Origin of the sequence: Delftia sp. DLF01, from assembly GCF_014852125.1 — a bacterium.
GTDB classification, from domain to species: Bacteria; Pseudomonadota; Gammaproteobacteria; order Burkholderiales; family Burkholderiaceae_C; genus Comamonas; species Comamonas acidovorans.
This window is the reverse complement of sequence record NZ_JACVAZ010000001.1, coordinates 851,992-865,039: the sequence shown is the minus strand read 5'-3', so window position 1 is coordinate 865,039 and position 13,048 is coordinate 851,992. Positions and strand designations below refer to the sequence as shown.

Sequence of the window (13,048 nt, the reverse complement as noted above, 5' to 3'; positions counted from 1 at the left end):
CTTTCCGCACCCCGCCACCGATGAGCCGACGCCCCGACGATTCCTACGAAGACCTGCTGGGCCTGTGGTCCGACCTGGAGGCCGCGCTGTCCGTGCTGCTGTCCGCGCCGCTGCAGGTGCAGGGCTTCCTGGTCAAGCTGCAGCAGATCGACCTGTGGCTGCAGGAGTTGATCGCCCACGACAGCGATGCCGCGCTGTACCTGATGTTCCAGCGCGCCTGCTCCTCCACCGTGGGCTACAGCGCCTCCCATGCCCTGGTCTGCGCCTGCCTGTGCCATGTGCTGGCGCGCGAGCTGCGCCTGAACGAGACCGAGCACCGCACCCTGGTACGCGGCGCGCTGACCATGAACATCGGCATGAACGCGCTGCAGGACGAACTGGCGCTGCAGCGCGAGCCGCTGACCCCCGCCCAGCAGCAGGCCGTGCAGCGCCATCCGCTGCAAAGCCAGGCCCTGCTGGCGCGTCTGTTCGTCAACGACGCGCTGTGGCTGGAACTGGTGGCCCGCCACCATGAAGCCGTACCCCAGCAGCCCTTGGCCACACTTCCCCCGGTGCAGCGCCTGGTGCGCATCCTGGGCACGGTGGACCGCTACGCGGCCCTGATCAGCCCGCGCAAGTCACGCGAAGGCCGCAGCGCCGCCGAGTCGCTGCGCGCGCTCACCCAGCAGCAGCGCTACTCCGACGAGGTGGGCTTCGCGCTGGTGCGCGCCGTGGGCCTGTGCCCGCCCGGCACCTACGTGCGGCTGGACAACGGCGACATCGCCGTGGTGCTGCGCCGTGGCGAGCCGCCGCAGCCGCCGCTGGTGGCCAGCGTGATCGGCGCCGACGGCGCCAGCCTCTACCCGCCCGTCATCCATGAAGGCGAGGACGGCCCCCGCATCCGCTCGGCACTGGCACGCGCCGCCATCACGCTGGAACTGGACCCGCGCACGCTGGCGCAGCTGGGCGTGCTGGCCGCACGCGGCAGCCAGTCGCTGTACCGCATGGTGCAGGTGCCGGGTCCGCTGTAGCGCACTGCCGGCCGTCAGTCGGTCGACCATCTGCCGTCCATCGGCCATCAATCGGCCTTGATGCCCGCCTGCCGGATCACGGCGCTCCAGCGCTGTATCTCGTTCTGCACCCATTGCGTGGCCTGCTCGGGCGTGTTCGCCACCACGGACAGCCCCATCTCCGCCATCTTCCGGCTGGCCTGCGGCTGGGCCAGTGCCGCGTTGAATTCCTTGTTCAACCGGGCGACGGCGGCCGCAGGCGTGCCGGCCGGGGCGCCTATGCCAATCCAGTAGTCGATGTCCATGGCGGGGATGCCGGCCTCTTTGGCACAAGGCACATCAGGCAGCGTTGCATTGCGCTCCGAGCCCGTCACCATCTGTGCCCTGAGCTTGCCGCTTCGGATGTAGGGCAGCGCCGTGGGGACCGAAGTGATGAGGGCCTGCACCTGGTTGCCCATCAGGTCGGCCAGCACGGCGCCCGCGCCCTTGTACGGCACATGGACCAGGTCGGCGCCCGTTGCGCTTTTGAACAGCTCGCCGGCCAGGTGGGTGTTGGTGCCGTTGCCGCCAGAGCCGTAGTTGAGCTTGCCGGGCTGCGCCCTGGCCAGCGCAATGAACTCGCCCACGCTGCGCGCCTGCACCTGGGGGTTGACCACCAGCACATGGGGCACCTTCACCGCCGTGGTGACCTGGGTGAACGCCTTGCGCGGATCGAAGGGCAGGTTCGGCATCAGGCCGGCTGCAATGGCATAGGACAGCTCCACGGTCAGCAGCGTCTGGCCGTCGGGCGCGGCACGTGCGGCCGCGCTCCAGCCCACCACGCCGCCACCGCCGGTGCGGTTGTCCACCACCAAGGCAGAGCCCAGTCCCGGCGCGGCGAACTGCGCGATCACGCGCGTCACCAGATCGGCGCTGCCGCCCGGCGCATACGGCACGATGATGGTCACGGGCTTGCCCTGGGCCGCCGCCCAGGTGGGGCCGAGGCAGGCTGTGCCGGCCAGCGCCAGCATGGCGCGACGAGAGATGAGGGATGGCATGGCGGTCTCCTTGGAATGATGGCTTGGACGAATAAGTCGGGTGAATCGGGTGAGTCGGGTGAGATGGGATCGATGGGGCAGGCGAGGCAGATGGCTCCGGTGATGCAGCGTCATTCGGGCTGCGCCTGGCCCAGCCGGTACACGCGGCTTGCCGTTCCTTCGAAAAGGGCCTGGCGCTCGGCGGCACTTGCGCCCGCCGCCAGCCGCTTGAAGGCGTTCCAGCAGGTGGCGTAGCTGAAGGAGCCCTTGTCCACCGGGAAATTGCTCTCGAACATGCAGCGGTCGGCGCCGAATGCCTCGATGCAGGTCTCCATCCACGGTCTCCAGGCCGCAGCCAGTTGCTCCGAGGCCGCAGGCCTGTCCGCTTTCTCGAAGCCGAATCCGTTGATGCGCATGCCCAGCCCGCCGAGCTTCACGTACACATTGGGCAGCCGGGCCAGGGCCTGCATGGAGGCCTTCCAGCGCTCGAACACCTCGGCATGCCGGCCTTCATAGGCGCCGATGCGCGCCACGCCCCCGCAGTGGTTGATGATCACGGCCGTCTGCGGAAAGGCCAGTGCCAGGTCCAGCAGCTCCGGCAGCTGCGGAAAAAGCAGCCAGGCATCGAAGGAAAGCCCCAGCGGCGCCAACTGCGCCACGCCCTGCCGGTAGGCCTGGTCCAGCAGCAGGCCCTGCGGCGCGGCGGTCAGGGGATTGACCAGGGAACTGTCCGCGTCCCAGGTCGCCAGGTGCCGGATGCCGCGAAAGCGCCCCTTGCCGGCCTCCAGATGGGCCAGCAGCACCTCGCGCACCGCCGCACCGGCGCGCAGGTCCGCATATCCGACGATGCCCTGCGCCAGGGCACAGGCCGCATGGCCTTGCCTGTGCTCCTGCACGTCCTGCGCCGCCTGCACCACGAATTCGGTCTCGCCCACCGGCTGCATCGCCTGCGGGCCGGCAGTGCGGTAGCGCGTCAGTGCCTGCATGTAGACCGAGGCACGGACCCTGTGGCCCGAGCCCGCGTCGGCCAGGTACTCGTCCGCCAGGTAGCGCCAGCCCGGTCGATCGTAGAAATGGTGGTGGGCATCGACGATGGCCAGCGATGGCTCAAGGATCTCCTCCTCGTGCAGGCCCAGCCAATCCGGCCTCACCGGTAGATAGTTGCCCATGTGCGTTTCGTAGCCTTTTTCAAAGTTCTATCTTACAGAATCAAGATCTATCAAATAGAACTATAGCCAGGCATCTACGGCACACGGACAAGGGCAAACCCGCTGGCGGACGCGGCCAGCGACGAACCGGCAGCAGCTTGCCCGGCGATCAGGAATCCACGAAAGAGGTCGGTATGGAGATCAGGCGCCAGCCCACAGGCCTGCATGGTGGCCGCGCGTGAAGGCCTCTTCCAGCACCGAGTAGCCGGCCCAGTCGGAATGCGCGAACCACAGGCGTCTCGTGCCCGGCGTGGGCAGCAGGGCCACGCGCTCGCCGGCGCACTGCGCGCTGCGGCCCCGGTGGTGCGACTGCAGCGCCACCTGGCTGAGCAGTTGCTGGTCGCCAGGCCGGGGAATGGCCATGGCGTGGCCGTAGCGCGTGATCTCCATGCGCGTGGCCTTGTGCAGCAGGTCGGGATGGGGGACGAGCAGGCTGCCGACGATGCGGTCCCGCCAGAAGCCGAAGGGCTGGCCCAGCAGTTGCGCGCGCCCGTCAGGCCAGTCGCCCAGCGCCTGGTAGTAACTGAGCACCGTGGGCCGGGGCGTGAGCCGGTCCAGGCCCTGGTGGCCCGCGTCCACGTAGCCCAGACCGCCCGCATTCGGATCGGCAAAGAGCACGTTGTCCCAGGCAGGATCGGCGCCGGGCCGGTCGGCCAGCGGCCGCTGCAGATGGATGTTGGCCACCAGCCAGGGCGCCCAGTCCAGCCGGCCCGCCACCGCGCGCAGGAAATCCGGCGCATCGCGCACCACGCGTGCCGCGATGAAGCTGGGCAGGGCCACGACGCAGCGCGCGGCCAGCCAGCGCTCGTGCTGCTGGCGGCCATGGTGGTAGACGTCGATCTCCACACCGTCGGCACCTTCGGCGATGGATAGCACGCTGCAATCCGTCTGCAGGTCGGTGGAGCCCAGCCCTGCCACCAATTGCTGCGACAGCCAGCCATTGCCCTGTGGCCAGGTCAGCACGGCGTCGCCGGCCTCTTCTGCCGTGCGCTCGTCCTGGCGGCGCGGGGCCGAGAAGCCATGGCGGCTGGCGAAATAGTGAATGCCTGCCCAGGCCGATACGCGCGCCAGGCCCGCGCCAAAGTCGTCGCGGCAGCAGTACTCTAGATACCAGATCAGCTGCGCATCATCGATGCCCTGGCTGGTCAGCCAGGCCTGCATGGTCTGGCCGTCCAGCGCGGCATGGGCGGCGGGCAGACGGCCCTCGCGCTGCCAGACACGGATGGACGGCATGGCAAAGGCCGCCCTCTCCATCTCCTGGGCCACGCTGCGCGCAAAGAGTTCGTACTGCTCCAGCGTGCGCGACGCCACGCCATCGACAGGCAGCAGGCCCTCATGCCAGGCGCCCTGCCAGAACAGGCGCTCCTGCGGGCTGTGGCACAGATGGCGCTCGTCGTACTGCCAGCGGCCTGCGCGGCGCTGGCGCAGGCCCAGGGCCTCCAGCCAGTCCTGCACCTCGGCCGCATCGTCGCCGGGCAGGGGCAGATAGTGGGCACCCAGCGGACAGGGCAGGCCCGCAATGCTGCCGCCCTGGCTGTTGCCGCCCATGGCCTGCTGCGTGTCCAGCAGGGCCACGCCCTGCACTCCCGCCAGCTCCAGTGCGCGCGCGGCGGCCAGTCCTGCCATGCCGCCGCCGGCAATCACCACCTTGGCACGGTGCACCACGGCCGGCGGCGGCAGCGCCAGGCCCTGGGCCAGGCGCTGCCAGAACGCGCGCAAGGCATGGCCGCGCTCCAGCGCCACGCCGCTGAATCCGCCGGGCAGGTCTTCAAGCCGCGGTGGCGTTGGCGTACAGCCGGACAGGCCCAGTCCCAGGGCCGCGCCGCCGGCCAGGCCCTGCAGCCATTGGCGCCGGCTCCACAGGGGCAAGAGGCCGGTGCTCAACGCTCCACCCTGCCCCATTCGCGCTCGTAGGTGTTGACCAGCACCTGGTTGGACAGGCGGTTGACTTCGGCCGGCACACGCGCCATGTCCAGCGGGAAGTCGAACATCAGCGCCATGGTCTGCGCGCTCAGAAAGCGCAGGCCCGCAGGCAGGGCATCGGGCTCGCGCCAAGGCCGGTGGCTGGCGATGACGAAGCCCCATTCGCCAAAACTGGGCACATGCGCGTGGTAGGGCGTGGCCTGCAGGCCGATGGATTCGATAGTCTGCACCACGGTCCAGTAGCTCTTGCGTGCGATCAGGGGCGAGGTGGTCTGCACCACGGCGTAGCCGCTGGCCGCCAGGCGCTTGTCCAGCAAGGCATAGAAGCTGTTGGTGAACAGCTTGCCGATGGCGAAATTGGTCGGGTCAGGGAAATCGACGATGACCACGTCGAAGGTATCGCCGCCCTGCTGCAGCCAGTGGAAGGCATCGGTATTGAGGATGTGCACGCGCGCATCGCTGAGCGCTTCGCCGTTGAGCCGGCGCAGCATGGCGTTGTCCTTGAACAGGTCGGTCATGGCCGGGTCCAGCTCCACCAGGGTGACCGACTCCACCGAGGGGTACTTGAGCACCTCGCGCACGGCCATGCCGTCGCCGCCGCCCAGCACGGCCACGCGCTTGGGCGCGCCATGCGCGGCCATCACGGGGTGGACCAGGGCCTCGTGGTAGCGGTACTCGTCGCTTTGCGCGAACTGCAGGTTGCCGTTGAGGTACAGCCGCGCGCCCTGGCGCCCCTGCGTCACCACGATGCGCTGGTAGGGCGAGCTGCTGGAGAGCACGATGCGGTCCTGGTAGAAATGGTCGTCGGCCAGGCGCGTCAGATGGTCGGCGCCCCAGATGCCCGTGCCCAGCAGGGCCAGCACGGCCGCGCAGGCCAGGGCATGGGCGCGCGGTCGCCGCAGCTCATGGCGAAACAGCAGCAGTGCCCAGACCGCCACCGCCGCATTCATGAAGCCGAACAGCAGCCCCGTGCGCACCAGGCCCAGCTTGGGCACCAGCAGCAGCGGAAATGCCAGCGACACGGCCAGCGCGCCCAGGTAGTCGAAGGTCAGCACCTGGGACACCAGGTCCTTGAGCGTCACATTGCGCTTGAGGATGCGCATCACCAGCGGAATCTCCAGCCCCACCAGCGTGCCCACCACCAGCACCATGCCGTACAGCAGGAACCGGAACGCGCCGGGCGCGTAGGCGTTGGCAATGAACAGCGTGGCCGGCAGCGCGCCGCCGACCAGGGCCACCATCAGCTCGATGCGCAGAAAGTGCGCGGGCAGATGGTCCTCGAAATAGCGCGAAAGCCATGAGCCGATGCCCATGGCGAACAGGTAGCTGCCGATGATGGTGGAGAACTGCAGGACCGAATCGCCCAGCAGATAGGAAGCCAGCGCACCCGCAGCCAGTTCGTAAAGCAGGCCGCAGGCCGCGATCACGAAGACGCTGACCAGCAGGGCGATGTCGATGGGACGCGCCGGCTGCGCGCCGGCAAGAGGGGCTGAGGTTTGCACGGCCGGTATTGTGCGCGATGCGCCCCTTCCCGCGTGCAACGGACACCGTGCAAAGCGGGAAGGAGCGCAACGCCTCGGGCGCCGCCGTCAGAACTGGTAGTTGGCGCTGACCAGAACGCTGCGCGGTGCGCCTGGCATGGAGCTGGAGCGCCAGTACTGCTTGTCGAACAGGTTGGACAGCGCCACGGTCACCGTCCAGGCGTCCTGGCGCCAGCCCACCAGCGCATCCCAGCGCGTGTAGCCGGGCAGGAGGGCCGTGTTGGCGGCGTTGGTGAAGCGGCTGCCCGTGTAGGTCACGCCGACTTCGCCATACCAGGGGCCCTTGGGCGCATAGCGCAGGAACAGGTTGCCGTTGCGCTTGGCCGTGTCACGCAGGTACAGGCCCACGTTGGCGGGGTTTTGCGCGTCTTCAGCCACCTTGGCCTCCATGAAGGCCACGCCGCCGCGCACATACCAGGAATTGGCCACGCGGCCCGCCGCGCTGAACTCGATGCCGCGCGAACGGTCCTTGCCCCGGATGGCCCAGGTGTAGGGATCGTTCTCGGGATCGGGGCGGTAGCGGATGTTGTACTTCTCCAGCTGGTAGACGGAGACCTGGGTGGACAGCGCGCCGCCCAGCCAGTCGCTCTTGACGCCGACCTCGGACTGGCGCGAGTACTGGGGCTCGTCGTCCGGCACCGCGCCCACGGCGGTTTCCACGGTCAGGATGCCGCGACCGCCATAGGGCGAGTAGCTCTTGTTCCAGGACGCATAGAAGCTGTGCTCACGCACCGGCTGCCACACCACGCCCACGCGCGGGCTGAAGCCGTTGCCGTCGGTCTTGCGCGTGAGATTGGCGATCCTGTTGGTGCTCTGGAAGTCGTAGCTGTCGTAGCGCAGGCCCAGCAGCAGCTTCCACTGCTCGGTCAGGCTGACCAGGTCCTGCATGTACAGCGCCTGGCCCTTGCCCTTGTGATAGTTGTCCTGGGTCGGATTGCCCTGCACCGGACGGCTGGGCCAGACGATGGGCTGGAACGGATCGTAGGAGAAGGTGCTGCCGGGCTGGCCGACGCGCGGCGCGCGCTCTTCCCCGCTGGCCTCCAGGCCCACCAGCAGGTCGTGCTTGATGCTGCCCGTGCTGAACTTGCCCGTCAGGTCCAGCGTGTTGGACAGCGTGGTGTTGCGGGTCTGCTGCCAAGCGTAGTTGGGCGTGATCTTGCCGGTCGCGGCGCGGTAGGTACCGGCGAAATAGTGGTCGAAGTCCTGGCTGGCCTCGCGCTTGCTGGCCACCCAGCGCAGGTTCCAGCGGTTGTTGAAGTCATAGGACAGGTCGGAGCGCAGCACGCGCAGGCGATCTTCCACGTAGTCGCCCGGTGCCGCGAAGCCCTTGCGGATGGAAACGCCGGCTGGCAACTGGTCATAGACCGGGCCGCGATCGGGCACACGCCAGACGTTGTCGTAGGTGTACTGGCCGGTCCAGCGCCACCCCGTGCGGGTGTCCACCAGGATGCTGGGCGAGACCATCTCGTTGCGGTTGCGTATGCCTTCGCGGAAGCTGTGGGCCTGCTCGCGGTCGGCCGTCAGGCGCACGGCCACGTTCTCGTTGAGCACGCGGTTGATGTCGATGGTGCCGCCCACGTTGTCCCAGGAGCCGCCGCGCAGCGTGATGCTGCTCTTGGCGTCGAAGCGCGCCTGCTTGCTCACCATGTTGACCACGCCGCCGCCCGCGCTGCGGCCGTAGAGCACCGAGGCCGGTCCCTTGAGGATCTCGATGCGCTCCACATTGGCCGTGCTGCGGCGCACCTGGCCGCTTTCGCGCACGCCGTCGCGGTAGATGTCGCTCTCGTCGGCCTTGAAGCCGCGGATGTACACGCCCTCGCCACGCATGTCGTAGGTGGTGTTCACGCCCGGCACGCCGTCCAGCATGGTGGCCAGGTCGTTGATGCCGTAGCTCTTGTACTTGTTGACCTCCAGCGTATCGATGGTCTGCGGGATGTCCTTGGGCGCCAGGTAGGTCTTGGTCGCCGTGGTCACGCCTTCGGGGCGCACGTCGTCAGGGTCGTACTGGGAGGCGTTGACCTGCAGCGTGGGCAGGGTGTGGGCCTGTTGAGGCTGCGTCTGCGTCTGTGCCTGTGCCTGGGCCGGATCGGCTGGAACGGCTGGAGCGGCCTCCTGGGCATGGACCGCGCCCGCCAGCGCGGTGGTGATGATGCCAGCGGTCACACCCGCTGAAAGCCTTGCCCTGCGGACAGCTTGATGGTCTGTCATGGAAACCCTCTCTTCGAATGAAGGGGGCGATTCTATTTAGAATGCAAACGAATATCATTTGCAAACTCACTATCAACAAGGAATTTGTTGCCACGCAGCAACGCCGCCATGCGCAGCGCAGCCGCACCTTTTCAGGCGGGCTGCGTGTCGGCGGGAGATGGGGAGTGCGGGGGGCCAGGCGGCCCCGTTCAGTGGATGGCGGCAGCGACGATGATGCTGATGCCCAGGCACATGGCGGCCACCACCATGGCCAGCGCCTTGTTGTGCTTCTCGACGATCTCGGCCCACATGTCCACGGGCGTGATCTTGTCGATGATGATGAAGCACAGCCAGAACACCACCACGCCCACCAGCGCATAGAGGATCGAGCCGAAGAAGGCGGCGGGGTTGAACCAGTCGAAGTTCATGATCAGTTTCTCCGTTGTTTACTTGTGGCTGCCGCCCGAGGTGTAGCCACCCCAGGAGCCGCCGCTGCTGCGGGTGTAGCTGTTGCAGTTGGGATCGGTGTTCGGGTTGCAGTTCGGGCGCGACATGCAGCCGCGCAGCATGACGAACACCAGCCACAGGATGACCACGCCGATGACGATGGTCCACAGGCCGAAGCGGCTGCCCGACATCACGCCGACCTGCGAGCGGTCCCGCAGCTGCTTGAGGCCGAAGGCCGTTGCCAGCGTGGTGGCCGAGACGGCGCTGCCATGCGACCAGGTGGTCTCGCCGTTCTCGGTCTCGCTGGCCAGAAAGGCCTTGTTCTGCGCGCCTGCGCTCACATAGTCCACATTGCGCGTGGTCTGGCCGCGCTGCACGGGCCAGTAGAACTCGCCCAGCGCATAGGTGGTCTCGGCCGTGTAGCGCGATTCAAGCTGGTACTGCCGGCCCATGTACTTGGCCGTGCTGCGGTTCTTGGAGAGCTTGGGCACGCCCGTGGTCACGCGGGCCAAGCTCCAGCCATCGGAGGAATCGACCAGGAAGGCGAAGCCGGCCTTCTGGCTGAACAGCAGGTATTCCTCCCAGCCAAAGCTCTCGTCGTCGCCGGCCTCCTCGCCCATGCGGTGCTGAAAGCCCACCACCTGCCACTGCAGGCCTTCCAATGCGCCCTTGCTGCCCAGGGGGATGGCGGGGCGCACGGGCTCGTTCTGTTCGGCATAGGAAAGTTCCTTGCCAATGCCCTGGCTCAGGTCCACCAGCGATCCGCAACTGGGGCAGCTCAGGCTCTTGGTGGTGGTGAAGCGCACGGGCACCACGGCGCCGCACTTGGGGCAGTTGAAGTGCCTGCCCTGCTCGCCCTTGAGCGAGGCGCCGTCGCGAAGGCCCTGCAGCCTGAGGTCGTCCAGCACCACGCGTTCGCCCAGGCTCAGCGCAGGCGGCTGGGCCGAGAAGTCCACGGACAGGACTTGGCCCTGCTCGCTGCGCAGCTCCACCAGCCGGTACGGCGTGCCGGGCTCGGGCAGCTGCGCCAGCTCGCCCTGGGCCGATACCAGCCGCGCGTTCTGCACGCTGCTGACGGTGAAGCTCTTGCCGCCGAGCACGCGCTGCGAGCCCAGCAGCCAGTCGGAGGCCTTGAACGGCCCGTTGCGCAGGGCCTCGGCCTCCCAGGGCCAGGACCAGACGAACTGGCCGTTGTCCTCGCTCAGGAAGCCCAGCGCACCATCGCTGAACGCGGCCACCCATTCGCTCCAGGCGCCCGCCTCGCTCTTGAGCTGCAGCCGCCCGACCAGGGTGAAGTGCTCGGGCTTGCCGTTGCGCAGCATCTGGCCCGTGGCGCCGATGCGCAGGGGGCTGTAGTCCTCGAAGACCTCGGCCATGGAGCCACGGCGCTGCAGCACATCGCCCTGGCGCACCACGGTGCTGCGGCAGAACTCGCAGACGGCGTAGCTGGCCTGGGCGCTGGAAAATTCCACGGGCGCGCCGCAGCCGGGGCAAGGTGCGCGATAGACGCGCTGCGATGGACTCGATGCCATGTGGGAAGGTCGTCAGTGGTGAGAGGGCCTGGAGCGCGGCTGGCCGGCCACGCCATTCACGCAAGCTGCGCCCGTGTAGCGCAGCGCGGCGGCGGCGTTCAATGCGGCTTGCCTTTGGCCGTGCCGGGCTTGGCCGCGGCGGCTGCCGGGTCGGCCTTCTTGCTGCCCAGCCTGGATTCCTTGCCGGCCATCAGGCGCTGGATGTTCTCGCGGTGGCGCCAGATCAGCAGGGCCGCCATGGCGACGATGGCGGCGGCAATCGGCGTCTCGGCATACCAGACCACGCCACTGCACAGCAGGTAGTAGACGGGGGCGAACACGGAGGCCACCAGGGCCGCCAGCGAGGAATAGCGGAAGAACACGGCAATGATCAGCCAGGTCAGCGCCACCGCCAGGCCCAGCCAGACGCTGATGCCCAGCAGCACGCCCAGTGCCGTGGCCACGCCCTTGCCGCCCTTGAAGCGGAAGAACACCGGGTACAGGTGGCCCAGGAAGGCGGCCAGCGCCACCATGGCCACCGTGCCGTCGCCCAGGCCGAAGCGGCTGCCGAACCATTGCACCAGGGCCACGGGCAGCCAGCCCTTGGCCGCATCCAGCAACAGGGTCACGGCTGCGGCCGCCTTGCTGCCGGAACGCAGCACATTGGTGGCACCGGGGTTGCCGCTGCCATAGGTGCGCGGATCATTCAGGCCCATGGCCCGGCTGACGATGACGGCGAACGACAGCGAGCCGATCAGGTAGGCCGCCACGGTGGCGAGAAGGGGGTAGAGCGCGTTCAATTGAAGTCCTTGGCCGGTCTGTGGAGCGCCGGCGCGCGATCCGGCCGGCCATGATGGCCCGCCCTCCCTGATCGCCGACACATGTTTTTCATCAGGACCTGCGCGAACCCGTTGGAGGCGGTGGCCGCCTTCCCGTGTGCGCAAGTCATGTTCATTTCTTCAGGGCATCTATTCTGCCAGCGCGCAGTGCACGGGCCGTGCATCCAGCAGCTGCACGCAGACCTGCGGGTCCAGCTGCACCAGAAAGCCCCGGCGCCCGCCGTTGATGGCGATGCGCGGCAGCGCCAGGATGCTCTCTTCGATATAGACCGGCATGTCGCGGCGCGTGCCGAAGGGCGAGGTGCCGCCGACCAGGTAGCCGCTGTGGCGGTTGGCGACTTCGGGCTTGCAGGGCCCCACGCTCTTGGCGCCGATCTGCCGTGCCAGGTTCTTGGTGGAGACCTTGCAGTCGCCGTGCATGAGCACGATCAGCGGCCTGGCGTCCTGGTCCTGCATCACCAGGGTCTTGACCACCATGTGCTCGTCCAGGCCCAGGCTGGCCGCGCTGTGCTCGGTGCCACCGTGTTCCAGGTACTCATAGGGATGCTCGGTGAACTCCACCTTGTGGGCGCGCAGCAGCTGCGTGGCCGGTGTCTCGCTGACATGAGAGTTTTTCTTGGACATGAATTTTTTATCGTTTTACAATAATTTTTTATCGATTCATCAATACAAGGCTGTGCCATGAACTATACGCCCCACGCCGCGGGCAACGCCCTGAGGCGCCACTCCCAGGCGGCGCGCATCCTGATTGCGCTCGGTGCCGTCGCGCTGCTGGCCCTGCCGGCAGCCGCCCTGCTGTCGCCGCAAGATCTTTCGGGCCAGGCGGAAGGCCTGCTGGGCATGCCGCCCGGCCAGCCGCTGGACATGGCTGCGCGCTGGCGCACCGCACTGGTCAGCCTGCTGCCCGTGGGCTGCGGGCTGTACGCGCTGCGCCAGTTGTGGACACTGTTCGGCGAGTATCTGCAGGGCCGTGTCTTCGGCCAGCAGGCGCAGCAAGCCCTGATGCGCTTTGCCTGGACGGTGCTGGCGGGCGCGCTGGCCCTGCCCTTCACGCGCGCGCTGATGTCGGTGGCGGCCAGCATGGGCAATCCGCCAGGGCAGCGCTTCGTCACGCTGGGCCTGTACTGGCACGATGCCCTCCTGGTCCTGCTCGGCGTGGTGCTGGTCTCCATCGCCCATGTGATGCTGCAGGCGCGGCGCATCGCCGACGAGAACGCGGGATTCGTATGAGCGGCGTTCCCATCACGATCCACCTCATGGTGCTCCCCGGCCAGCGCCCGCTCTCGCTGCACCTGTACGAGGCCGCATTGGTGCTGCTGGGCCTATTCCTGCTGACCCTGGTGATCTTCCTTCGCGACGCCAACCGATTCCGGGATGGCGACTGAAC

12 protein-coding genes are annotated in these 13,048 nt (G+C 68.0%); 3 read left to right on the top strand and 9 right to left on the bottom strand.

Annotated elements, in window-relative coordinates:
* Positions 1-20 precede the first annotated feature (20 nt).
* Complete coding sequence (locus tag IB269_RS03810) at positions 21-1,010, top strand: HD-GYP domain-containing protein (protein ID WP_034395880.1); 990 nt, start codon at positions 21-23, stop codon at positions 1,008-1,010.
* 47 nt (positions 1,011-1,057) lie between these two features.
* Here the strand turns inward: IB269_RS03810 and IB269_RS03805 are convergent, their stop codons facing one another.
* The 9 genes from IB269_RS03805 to ybaK all read right to left on the bottom strand — a co-directional run bounded on the left by IB269_RS03805 (position 1,058) and on the right by ybaK (position 12,285).
* Complete coding sequence (locus IB269_RS03805) at positions 1,058-2,026, bottom strand: Bug family tripartite tricarboxylate transporter substrate binding protein (protein ID WP_192366447.1); 969 nt, start codon at positions 2,024-2,026, stop codon at positions 1,058-1,060.
* A 110-nt stretch (positions 2,027-2,136) separates the two neighbouring features.
* Positions 2,137-3,174, bottom strand: coding sequence for an amidohydrolase family protein (locus IB269_RS03800; protein ID WP_192366446.1), 1,038 nt, complete (start codon positions 3,172-3,174; stop codon positions 2,137-2,139).
* Between the two features lie 180 nt (positions 3,175-3,354).
* A complete protein-coding gene (locus tag IB269_RS03795) occupies positions 3,355-5,115 on the bottom strand; it encodes an FAD-dependent oxidoreductase (protein ID WP_097201757.1) in 1,761 nt (586 codons plus the stop codon).
* Complete coding sequence (locus IB269_RS03790; protein WP_034395892.1) at positions 5,094-6,638, bottom strand: polyamine aminopropyltransferase; 1,545 nt, start codon at positions 6,636-6,638, stop codon at positions 5,094-5,096. The genes IB269_RS03795 and IB269_RS03790 overlap by 22 nt, the downstream gene beginning before the upstream one ends.
* A gap of 87 nt (positions 6,639-6,725) precedes the next feature.
* Complete coding sequence (locus IB269_RS03785) at positions 6,726-8,885, bottom strand: TonB-dependent receptor (RefSeq protein WP_192366445.1); 2,160 nt, start codon at positions 8,883-8,885, stop codon at positions 6,726-6,728.
* Positions 8,886-9,073: 188 nt separating this feature from the next.
* Positions 9,074-9,292 carry a DUF350 domain-containing protein gene (locus tag IB269_RS03780; protein ID WP_013801574.1) on the bottom strand — a complete coding sequence of 73 codons (219 nt, stop codon included), beginning with the start codon at positions 9,290-9,292 and terminating at the stop codon, positions 9,074-9,076.
* An 18-nt stretch (positions 9,293-9,310) separates the two neighbouring features.
* On the bottom strand, positions 9,311-10,843 hold the full coding sequence (locus tag IB269_RS03775; RefSeq protein ID WP_192366444.1) for a DUF4178 domain-containing protein: 1,533 nt from the start codon (positions 10,841-10,843) through the stop codon (positions 9,311-9,313).
* Positions 10,844-10,941: 98 nt separating this feature from the next.
* Positions 10,942-11,622 carry a glycerol-3-phosphate 1-O-acyltransferase PlsY gene (gene plsY, locus IB269_RS03770; RefSeq protein ID WP_013801572.1) on the bottom strand — a complete coding sequence of 227 codons (681 nt, stop codon included), beginning with the start codon at positions 11,620-11,622 and terminating at the stop codon, positions 10,942-10,944.
* A gap of 168 nt (positions 11,623-11,790) precedes the next feature.
* A complete protein-coding gene (ybaK, locus tag IB269_RS03765) occupies positions 11,791-12,285 on the bottom strand; it encodes a Cys-tRNA(Pro) deacylase (RefSeq protein ID WP_192366443.1) in 495 nt (164 codons plus the stop codon).
* Positions 12,286-12,342: 57 nt separating this feature from the next.
* On the opposite strand from ybaK, the gene IB269_RS03760 reads away from it, so the two are divergent.
* Both IB269_RS03760 and IB269_RS03755 read left to right on the top strand, forming a co-directional pair.
* Positions 12,343-12,891, top strand: a complete 549-nt coding sequence (locus IB269_RS03760) for a DUF2975 domain-containing protein (protein ID WP_192366442.1) — start codon at positions 12,343-12,345, stop codon at positions 12,889-12,891.
* Positions 12,888-13,046 carry a hypothetical protein gene (locus IB269_RS03755; RefSeq protein ID WP_016449238.1) on the top strand — a complete coding sequence of 53 codons (159 nt, stop codon included), beginning with the start codon at positions 12,888-12,890 and terminating at the stop codon, positions 13,044-13,046. Before IB269_RS03760 ends, IB269_RS03755 begins: the two co-directional genes overlap by 4 nt.
* Positions 13,047-13,048 lie beyond the last annotated feature (2 nt).

Excerpts from the sequence above, each read along its gene's own strand:
- ybaK (WP_192366443.1), bottom strand. The coding sequence starts at position 12,285 with ATGTCCAAGAAAAACTCTCATGTCAGCGAGACACCGGCCACGCAGCTG.
- IB269_RS03780 (WP_013801574.1), bottom strand. The coding sequence starts at position 9,292 with ATGAACTTCGACTGGTTCAACCCCGCCGCCTTCTTCGGCTCGATCCTC.
- IB269_RS03785 (WP_192366445.1), bottom strand. The coding sequence starts at position 8,885 with ATGACAGACCATCAAGCTGTCCGCAGGGCAAGGCTTTCAGCGGGTGTG.
- IB269_RS03775 (WP_192366444.1), bottom strand. The coding sequence starts at position 10,843 with ATGGCATCGAGTCCATCGCAGCGCGTCTATCGCGCACCTTGCCCCGGC.
- IB269_RS03755 (WP_016449238.1), top strand. The coding sequence starts at position 12,888 with ATGAGCGGCGTTCCCATCACGATCCACCTCATGGTGCTCCCCGGCCAG.
- IB269_RS03800 (WP_192366446.1), bottom strand. The coding sequence starts at position 3,174 with ATGGGCAACTATCTACCGGTGAGGCCGGATTGGCTGGGCCTGCACGAG.
- IB269_RS03760 (WP_192366442.1), top strand. The coding sequence starts at position 12,343 with ATGAACTATACGCCCCACGCCGCGGGCAACGCCCTGAGGCGCCACTCC.
- IB269_RS03795 (WP_097201757.1), bottom strand. The coding sequence starts at position 5,115 with ATGGGGCAGGGTGGAGCGTTGAGCACCGGCCTCTTGCCCCTGTGGAGC.
- IB269_RS03810 (WP_034395880.1), top strand. The coding sequence starts at position 21 with ATGAGCCGACGCCCCGACGATTCCTACGAAGACCTGCTGGGCCTGTGG.
- IB269_RS03805 (WP_192366447.1), bottom strand. The coding sequence starts at position 2,026 with ATGCCATCCCTCATCTCTCGTCGCGCCATGCTGGCGCTGGCCGGCACA.